7 protein-coding genes and 1 pseudogene are annotated in these 8,716 nt (G+C 69.1%); 5 read left to right on the forward strand and 3 right to left on the reverse strand.

The features are described from left to right. Nucleotides 1-939 precede the first annotated feature (939 nt). Complete coding sequence (locus ACFV2J_RS02335) at nucleotides 940-1,308, forward strand: hypothetical protein (protein ID WP_385098143.1); 369 nt, start codon at nucleotides 940-942, stop codon at nucleotides 1,306-1,308. Next, nucleotides 1,305-1,976, forward strand: a complete 672-nt coding sequence (locus tag ACFV2J_RS02340) for a nucleotidyl transferase AbiEii/AbiGii toxin family protein (RefSeq protein ID WP_385098140.1) — start codon at nucleotides 1,305-1,307, stop codon at nucleotides 1,974-1,976. The genes ACFV2J_RS02335 and ACFV2J_RS02340 overlap by 4 nt, the downstream gene beginning before the upstream one ends. On the opposite strand, the pseudogene ACFV2J_RS02345 reads toward ACFV2J_RS02340, so the two are convergent. Together ACFV2J_RS02345 and ACFV2J_RS02350 are read right to left on the reverse strand one after the other, a co-directional pair. Next, a pseudogene (locus tag ACFV2J_RS02345) lies at nucleotides 1,876-2,328 on the reverse strand (hypothetical protein); the annotation flags it as partial. The gene ACFV2J_RS02340 and the pseudogene ACFV2J_RS02345 sit on opposite strands and share 101 nt — an antisense overlap. 167 nt (nucleotides 2,329-2,495) lie before the next feature. Next, complete coding sequence (locus tag ACFV2J_RS02350; protein WP_385095320.1) at nucleotides 2,496-3,509, reverse strand: CHRD domain-containing protein; 1,014 nt, start codon at nucleotides 3,507-3,509, stop codon at nucleotides 2,496-2,498. Between the two features lie 1,205 nt (nucleotides 3,510-4,714). On the opposite strand from ACFV2J_RS02350, the gene ACFV2J_RS02355 reads away from it, so the two are divergent. Then, entirely contained in the window at nucleotides 4,715-4,882 is a 168-nt protein-coding gene (locus ACFV2J_RS02355; RefSeq protein WP_385095322.1) for a hypothetical protein, read from the forward strand. Between the two features lie 526 nt (nucleotides 4,883-5,408). Here ACFV2J_RS02355 and ACFV2J_RS02360 read toward each other — a convergent pair. Next, nucleotides 5,409-7,091: a fibronectin type III domain-containing protein gene (locus tag ACFV2J_RS02360; protein ID WP_385095325.1), complete on the reverse strand. Its 1,683-nt coding sequence runs from the start codon at nucleotides 7,089-7,091 to the stop codon at nucleotides 5,409-5,411. Between the two features lie 638 nt (nucleotides 7,092-7,729). On the opposite strand from ACFV2J_RS02360, the gene ACFV2J_RS02365 reads away from it, so the two are divergent. Continuing rightward, nucleotides 7,730-7,933 carry a hypothetical protein gene (locus ACFV2J_RS02365; protein WP_385095328.1) on the forward strand — a complete coding sequence of 68 codons (204 nt, stop codon included), beginning with the start codon at nucleotides 7,730-7,732 and terminating at the stop codon, nucleotides 7,931-7,933. Further along, entirely contained in the window at nucleotides 7,930-8,394 is a 465-nt protein-coding gene (locus ACFV2J_RS02370) for a hypothetical protein (protein WP_385437001.1), read from the forward strand. Before ACFV2J_RS02365 ends, ACFV2J_RS02370 begins: the two co-directional genes overlap by 4 nt. The last annotated feature ends 322 nt before the right edge of the window (nucleotides 8,395-8,716 follow it).

An 8,716-nucleotide genomic window follows, 5' to 3' on the forward strand; every position in this document is an offset into this window, starting at 1 on the left:
GGCCCCCGCGCGTTGTGACTGGCGAGGGGGGAGTGGGCGCGCGCGCCACCCAAACCCCCCCCCCCCCCCCCGGACTCCGCTACGTGTACTTCGTTGATCGCCTCCACACCCGGCACGACGCACAGTCACGGCCAAGGGGTTCTCGTGCACCGGCTGGTTCACCCGACTGGCCCACGTCGGGCCTTGGAAACGCCGGAGACCAGAGATCCCATCCCGGGCGTACGGGCGCGGGCCGCCGGTCAGGCGGTGTGCGCAACCGGGTCTTGTCGCCCGTGCGCTGACGCGTCGGGTCCCTAGACTCTTCGGCCCGGGGTCTCTCTGCGCTCTGTGGGGATCTCCGGCCGGTTCAACGACCTGTCGGCCAGGAGCGTCATGCCCGCCGGGCACCGGGTTTCCCCAGATCATGGAAACGCTAGCACCGCCGAATCCCTGGCTGGCGACCTCCAGGCCGCCTTCCCCGTGTAGCTGAGCCGTCGGCGGGGAGGCTTACCGGTTCAAGGGAATTGAGTTCACCACTCCCATACGCTTGGGTGAGGAATTCGATGCGTTGTAGGACCCCGCCGGGTACGCCCGCCGTCGATCACCTCGAGAGTCACCGAAAGAGGGGCCTTCCCGTATTTCGCGGTGGTGTGCCTCCCGCTGCTCGTGGCGGCGACGACCGCCTTCGTCAACGGCCTTTGAGCTTCCTTCCCGCACCGCTTAAGCCTCTTGCTGATCGTTTCACCGCTGGGTCCCCACCCGGAAGCACACTCCGCTCCGGGTGCCCCGTCCACGTCCTGACTGCCCGTGCGGGTTGGGGACACGGCGGCACGAGTCTCCGGCAGCTGTCGAACGACAAGGACAATGCGGTGACATATGCCGGGGCTGCTGAACACTGTCGGCCGGGCGGATTCGGCGTCTGACGTGACCGGCCCGGTCGGCCGGGAGATAATCGGAGCCATGGATCACAGCTCCTCTCGTTTCCCGGTGCCAAACGCGTTTGAGCTGCTCCGCGAGCAGTACGCCAAGCGACTGCCCGCACGCCTCCAGGATCTGACGGGCCCCACCCGCGGCTCGGTCGACCTGCCCCTGCATGTGGCCTGGTCAGGACGCCGTTCCTACGACCTGGAGCAGCCGCGCTCACGGATGGGCCTCTACCGAACGGTCCTGGCCGAAGGTCAGTGCCAGGACTTGGTCGCCTTCCTGAACCGTGACCTGTTGCTGAAGCAGTGGCCGGTGCTGCGCACCCTGATCAGTCGGCCACTGCGGGAAGCCTGGGAAGCTGCCTTCCCTGAGCTGGCCGGCGCCCGAAGCGTGCACGCCGCGTGAACCTGACCGACCTGCATCGTCGACTCCTTGCCGATGTGCTTGCGATCGGCACTCCGTACCCCTTGGTGATCACAGGCGGCTATGCCGTTCAGGCACACGGTCTGGTCGACCGCCTCAGCCAAGACCTCGACGTAGCCACCGAAAATCCTGCGACGATCGCCGAGATCGTCGCCGTGGTCAGTGACGGTCTGGTCACTCGTGGCTGGAGCGTCCGCCAGATCGAGACCAGCGCCCTCTCAGGTCGTCTCATCGTGACCGACCCGCGATCGGGGGAGGAATGCGAGGTGGACGTCCTCAAAGAGGCATTCTGGAGTCCGCCCGCGCAGACCGAATACGGACCGGTGCTGGCCTTCGACGACGTGATCGGCACTAAGGTCCGCGCACTCGCGGACCGCGGCGCGGTTCGCGACCTCATCGATGTCCACGCCGCCTCCCAGCACCGCGCCACCGCCGACCTCGAAACGCTCGGCCGCCGCCACGCACGTTTCGAGTTCAGCCTCCAAGACCTACGCGACCGCCTCAACGGCGCAGAATGGTGGGACGACAAGGACTTCACCGACTACGGCCTCAACCCCGGTCAACTGGCCGACCTGCGCGCCTGGGCCCTCGCCTGGGCAGCAGATCTTGACGCCCGCCTCTACGCCGAGGAGAGCCAGGACGAGCTGTGAGAGCCGCGAGCCGGGCTGCGAGGTAGGGTGCGGTGGCGCTGCAGTGGGCCCTCGCCACCGTGGCGGGCGGGCCCGCCGCGCCCGCCCACCCGCCGCGCCCGCCCGCGTCACCGTCGCCCGGACCGAGGTCGATGACCCAGTCGGCGGTGGCGATCGTGTCCAGGTCGTGCTCGACGAGAGCGACCGTGTTGCCTGCGTCGACGAGCCGGTGCAGCTGCCGAAGCAGCAGCGCGACATCAGAGGGGTGCAGCCCCGCCGTCGGCTCGTCGAGCAGGTAGAGCGCGTGCCCGCGGCGGGCACAATGCAGTTCGGTCGCGGGCTGTCCCAGCCGCAGGTACCCCAGTCTCACCTCGTCGGGGCCGGCACCCCGAACCGCCCCCGCACGCCTCACCTTGTGTCTCTGTCCCGTCCGAACCGTTGCTCGTGGCAGCCGGCCTGTCGACCAGGCGCGGCGAGGCGATGCGGGTCGGCGGGGGACCGGCATCGCCTCGCCGTGGAGGGCGTGGCCGGCGGTTGTTGTTACTTGGTGGCGAGGAAGAGGTAGTCGGCGGTGTAGGGGATGCGGGCGGTGGGGTGGGTGGTGGGGTTGCAGGTGTCGGTGGGGGCGACGCCGCCGTGGGTGTTGAGGCGCAGGACGGTGGTGGTCTTGGCGAGGAGCCCCTCGTTCTTGCCGGTCTGGTGGGCGCGGAGGAGGAGTTGGGGGATGTTGCCGGGGCCGTTGTCGAACTTGTTGCGGACGGTTCCGGTGACGGAGGAGTGGTCGGGTGCGATCCACTGCGGGGGGCCGGCGGGGCCGTGGTGGGCGAAGCTGTGCTGGATGTGGCCCTGGAGGGTGGCGTCGACGTTGTCCTGGGTGAAGGCGTAGGTGCCGTCGTCCTGCTTCGTGCAGGCGTAGACCTGCGCGCCCTTGACCACGCCGGCCAGGGCCGAGTGGCGGATGGCGTCGGGCAGGGAGAGGGCTCCGGGCAGAGCGATGGCCTGGCCGCGGACCGCGCCACCGGGGAACTCGCCGGTGTGGAGGTTGAAGTAGAACTGGTCGGGGTGGGTCTTGATGGTGTTCAGCAGCCGCGCGTCGGTGATCTTCACGCTGCCGACCACGAACGGGCTGCCGTCCTTGAGCTTTTCCATGAAGAACGGGATCTTGATGTCTCCGTTGGTGCCGCGTGCTCCCTGGTGGAGGTGGGCCATGGTCGGGGTCGCGGTGCCGGTCCAGGCGAAGGCGAAGGACACCTCGTCGCCCTGGATCCGCATGAGGGCCAGCGCGGTGCCGTCCTTGTCACCCACGGCCGGCTTGCCCTTCACGGGTACCTCGTTGTCACCGGTGAGGACCGAGGTGAAGTACCTCGCCCCCGGAGCGTCCTTGGAGTAGCGGCCGATGACACCCGCGGCCTGTGCCGCACCCGAGTGCTGGGCCGAACCCGCGGCGAGGTGGCCGACGTTCGCGTCGGCGGCGCCGTCCTCGCCGTTGCAGGCGGTCAGCAGCAGGGTGCCGGTGACGGCGGTCATTGCGATGGTGGCGAAACGCTTCAACATGTTGGGTCGTTCTCCCCGTGATAGCCGATCCGCGGAGGATCCGCGGTCGTTCTCCCTCCATCACGAGGCACCGGCGCCGCTTCCTCAGCCGATGACAGTCCTGAGACACGCCTGAGAACGGACGAGATCACTACGGACACGATCTTGACATCCGTTCCCTGACACGGGCCTACGCACCACCCGGGTCGGCGAGGAAGCCGCACGCCATCCACGCATGCCCGTGTGTCTCCGTCGCGGGGTCACCGAGGAGGACTTCGGCTGCCACCTCCCCCGCGGTGACTCGCCGGTCCTCTACCGCGGGCGGCGGGAGCGGTCGTTGCGTTCGGCTCCCGCCCGCCGACGGCAGGAGCACCCCACGACAGGGCTCCCGTGGCTGCGGGACGCCACCGCGACGTCACAGATTCCGCAGGGCGTGGGCGTGACCGTATCCCCCCGGCGCGGAAGGCGGCCTGGTGGCAGGCAGCGCAGGCGCGGTGGGGGAGCGGAAGAGGTGGCCGACGCCGCGCACCGAGACGATGGAACCGCCGCCCACAGGCGTGGCGTCGAGCTTGCCGTGCTGCCCCGGACCTGTCACCGCTGATGACGGGTCTGGGGCAGGCGGGCTCAGCACCCGCTGCTGCCCAGAGTCACAGGATTGCAACAGAGCCACTGCAGCAGCGACATCACGCTTCCGGGAATGCCGAGTTGCGCCAGGGCCCAGTCGAGCGAGGCAGCTTCGGTGTCGCACATTCTGGCGATCGCGCTCGTCTGTTGGGGCAGCAGGATGCGGCGCGGGATCACGATGGTCTCGCGGACCTGGTCGAGGGGGAGTCCTTGGAGGAAGCCCTGCGCGGCCGGTCGGAACGCGTCCTCGTCCTTGGGGAGGGGCAGGCGTCGGCGGGCGGCGTTCGAGACGACGATCTCGGCGACGTGGACGTAGTCCGCCAGGAGCGGTCCGGGGAGGTCTGCGAGCGTGTCGGTCTTGGCCCAGCTACAAGACTGCGAAGGACATGGGGGAAGAGACCGCTATTGTCCTCCGCCCAGATCCGTGCGGTGCCTGCTCCCGCGGTCTTGGCGCACTTGCCCTGCACCTTGGTCAGGAGGCGCTGGCCCTGGTCGCTCTCTATCGCGTGAGCCCCGCGCCCCGGCTGAGCGCCCCACCAGCAGACCAGACGGCTGCCAGGGGTAGCCTTCCCGTCCGTTCGAAGGTCTCTGGAAGGTTCCCTGTGCACACCATCGTTTTCCTGCTGCGCGGCGCGCTTGGCCTTGGCGGCTGTCTGGTGTTCATGTGGGAGCTGAATCGCCAGGCTTCAGGGCCGGGCTGGAGGAAGCCACGGGTCTTCACTGCTGTGGCGGCCGGGCTACTTTCCGTGCTGCTGGCCGCCTGCGCCTAGGTCCTGTCCGGTGGCTCGCGTGAGCTGGTCAGGGCGCCGTGGCCTGGTGTTTGCTGCTGAACGAAAGGTCCGGATCGCCCTCGGCGTTGATGTGTCGGGCCCTCGCCCCCGCCCACGGGCTGTGGGAGAACCGTGTGCGGCGCCCGTTCAACGACAGTCGTTGCGGGCAGACATACCGCGCCCTCTCCCCTCTGGGCGGCCGGAGATCGGCGCTCCCGCCCCGGCCGACAGCCCCGCCAAGAAAGAAGGGGGAGCGGTGTGCGGCGCTGGACTCTGCCGTCCCCGACGGTCCGGCAGCCAGATTTCTCGAACTTGCCGGGTCGGTCGGGCGCCGATCAGGGGCCTCCGGTAGGCAGCCGTACAGCGAAGCCCGCCGGAATCTGTGGGCCCGGCGGGCTCTGCTGTGGCCGACGCGACAAGGGTGGTCGCCATCGCTGACTGGCCGGGTGGGCGGCGATCTCTGAAGCGATCATGCATGGGTCGGATGCAGGGGGAGTGTCTGTTCGAGCCTGTCCGTCGGTTCAGGTCACGCCGCGGGTGCGGTGACGGCCCAGTCGCCGGCGGGCAGAGTTTCGGTGCCGTCAGATTTCACGCCTGTCACCCAGTAGTAGCTGGTCGTGCCACGCCGGGCGCCGGTGTCGAAGTACTCGAAGGCTCCGGCGGGGGCCTCGTGGATCTTCTCGTAGGCGGCGGTGGCGGGGTTCCACCGGTAGATGCGGAAGCCCAGCGCGGGTGCGGATGAGCCGTCCTCGTCCGCACCGAGCCCGGACCACGTCAGGCGGTTCCCTTCGGCGCCTTCTGCGGCGGAAGCCTCCAGGTGCAGGGGCGAGCCTTCGGGCGTTGCGATGCTCGGTGTCATGTCGAACTCGGTCGCGGTCACGATCTGTGCCTCGCCGGTCCACTGGAAGGCGGAGTTCCCGGCATCGTCGACGGCGTCGACGATGAAGCAGCTCTCTTCGCCGTCGGGGACGGTGGTGTACGCGTACGAGGTGGTGTCGGCCGACACGTAGTAGCCCGGGTAGAGGGAGCACATCTTTTCGTCGTCGTCTCCCCAGAGTTCGCCGCGGCGGACCACGTAGCTGGCCAGGTCCGGGGTGGGGTTCGCGTCCCAGCTCACCGCGAAGCCGTATTCGGTGGGGACGACGGTGACTCCGGTGACGGCGGAAGGCGGGGTGAGGTCTCTGCGTGTGCCGGTGACGGCGGCGGACCGCGCTGACTCGTTGCCCGCCGTGTCGAGGGCGGTCACGCGGTAGGAGTAGCTCACGTCCTCGGCGGCCGAGGTATCCGTGTACGACACCTGGCCGGTGCTGCCGACCAGGGTGTACGTCCCCTGGGCGGTCGCCGCCCGGTAGACCCGGTACGACGCCGCCCCCTCGACCGCGCTCCACCTGACCCGCAGACCATTGGACTCGGCGGCCGAACTCAATCCGGTGGGGACGGCGGGTGCGGTGCGGTCTGCGCTTACCACAGCCTGGTCGGCGGAGCCCGCGGAGAGGTTGGCCGCCCTGTCGTGGGCGCGAACCTCGTAGTAGTACACCTCGCCGCTGGCCGGCGGGGTGTCGGTGTACGAGGTGGAGGTGGTGGTGGCCAGAGGAGTGCTGCCGAAGGCCGCGCCCTTGAGACGGCGATAGACGCGGTAGCCGGCGAGGTCCATCTCGTTGTTCTTCGTCCAGCCGAGCTTCGCCTTGCCCGTGGTCTTGTCGTACGAAGCCGACGCGCCCACTGGTGGGAGCGGCTTGACCTTGTCGGCGGTCGCCGAAGTGATGGGTGCGTAGCCGAACTTGATGTTTGCCGAGCCCGTCCAGTTGACGTAGTCCACGCGCAGGGTGTGCCGGCCCGCCGGGATCGTGACGTTGACGGTCTTCTTCGTCGTCGTCGAGCCGTTCTTCCACAGGTCGACCTTGCGGGAGCTGTCGACGTAGACGCGGATGCCGTCCTGGACGGCGGCCGAGAAGGTGAAGGGGCCGCCGGAGCCGAAGTCGCGGGTGACGCTCCAGCGGACCGCGAAGTTGTTTGTCGGCAGGCCGGAGGCGGGGGCCTTGGCGCCCCAGTTCTCGTCGACCGTGCTGTCGCAGTCGGTCCGCTTCGGAGTTCCCGAGAAGGTGGTGTTCGCGTAGAACTGCCGTTTGTACACCGGTGAGGTGCAGGTCGTCGCGGCGGAAGCGGGGACGGCGGTGGCGGTGAGCAGACCGCCAGCGGTCGCGAGCACGACGGCGGTTGCGGACGCCGTGGACGTGCATCGTCGGGTTGAGTTCATTCGGCCCTCAGGTCGTGATCGGGACGGGAGTTCCGGCCCGTGATGATCAAGACTCACGAGGAGTGGGCTTAGTTGTATGGATCTTTACCCGTGCATGGGCTGCGCTTGGATGACGAGTCTGCAACCCCGAACGAGCGCACGTAGCGACCATGGCACTCCATCAGCAGCCGCATGCGCCCCTGTGCCTCGCCCTCACTGCTGCTCAAGGCCAGCGCCGCGACCACGCAGGCGTCGAGCGCTGCGCGCTGGTCCCCGTCGAGTTCTTGAACGGCCGCTGCCGTCCCGGCCACCACCGACACCCTGGTTATCCCCGCACCGCATCGAGCCCATGCCGCAACCTCAACCCCTCCGTCCTGTGGGGGGGCACGGGAGTTCGGGGACCTACCCCCGGTCCGGTGGTTCCGGTCCGACGTGCGCGGTGCGGTGGTCTTGGACTCGTCTCCGGCTGCCTCCGGATCGGGGCCAGCAGCGTCGTGCCCTCAACAGCGGTCCGCAGGCGACGCGGAAGGAAGCCTCACCGACGAGCGCTGGCCTGGAGACTGCGCGGTCTTCGAGGCCGGGGAAGTGACGTCAGCACTCTCCTGGGAATCATGGAGGGGCGCAGCGACGGCGACAAGATTCCCACCATCGTCCAGCAGCGCGGCTGGAAGGACCCGCGTGGCACGATCGCCCCCGACCTGGAGAACGCCGCCGAGCTCGTGCGTAACTGGGAGATGCGCCACGAGATCATTGGGCAAAGCTTCAGCGGCAACCTCGAGTACGGCGAAGGCGACACCGTGGAGGCGGACCTTTGAGCAGCCTGATCGCCCGCCGGCCTGTGGAACTCACTTCAGACATCGCCGACCACCTGGGTGCGCTGATGCGCCTCGATTCCGCCAGTGGCGGCGTCGTGCGAGGCGTCGCCATCCCGCTCATCGTGCCGACCACCGAGGTGACCAGCAATGGCTACTGGTCGAACGTCCGCACCGGCATCTACCTCCCCTGCCCCGCCGCACGGACAGTTCGGTACGTCGGCAGCGTCCACCGTACGGGCCCTGCGATCGCCGCTCGGCTGCGCGAGCACCTCACGGAGCACCCCGAGCGGGAAGCCACCTGGACGCACGTGGCGCTGATCACTCTTCCGACCACGGTCATCCGCGCAGCTCTGCGCCGCTGCGAGGGCCGCGCGGGGCGGGCCCTCGACCCGCTGGACAACACCAGACTGCCGGCCGTCCCGGGACGGCCGGCGTGGATCCCGCGCCCCAGGGCGGCCTGACCTAGTAAATATCGGTGCCTGCGTCCTCTTGGAAGTCCAGGAGAACGGAGGCACCGTCGTGCGTGGAAGCGGCAATGCGATCTGACTTTCGGCGTTCTGCGCGCTGCGGGCGCAAGTTACCGACGGGCGCTGGGAGGAGATCACCGTGCACCGGACCGCCGTACGGGTCGGAGACGAGTCCATGTGCGGCCCGTGCCACGCCGACGACGTCGCCCGCGAGGAAGCCGTCACCGAAGCCGCCCGTCTCGAGGTCGCCGCGCCGCCGGAGCCGGAGCACGACCCCCAGCCCGGGTGGGGGCGCCGGGGGGGGGGCGCGGCGGCC

The sequence above is a fragment of the Streptomyces sp. NPDC059668 genome (assembly GCF_042734135.1).
Classification (GTDB): Bacteria; Actinomycetota; Actinomycetes; order Streptomycetales; family Streptomycetaceae; genus Streptomyces.

Excerpts from the sequence above, each read along its gene's own strand:
- ACFV2J_RS02335 (WP_385098143.1), top strand. The coding sequence starts at position 940 with ATGGATCACAGCTCCTCTCGTTTCCCGGTGCCAAACGCGTTTGAGCTG.
- ACFV2J_RS02350 (WP_385095320.1), bottom strand. The coding sequence starts at position 3,509 with ATGTTGAAGCGTTTCGCCACCATCGCAATGACCGCCGTCACCGGCACC.
- ACFV2J_RS02365 (WP_385095328.1), top strand. The coding sequence starts at position 7,730 with ATGGAGGGGCGCAGCGACGGCGACAAGATTCCCACCATCGTCCAGCAG.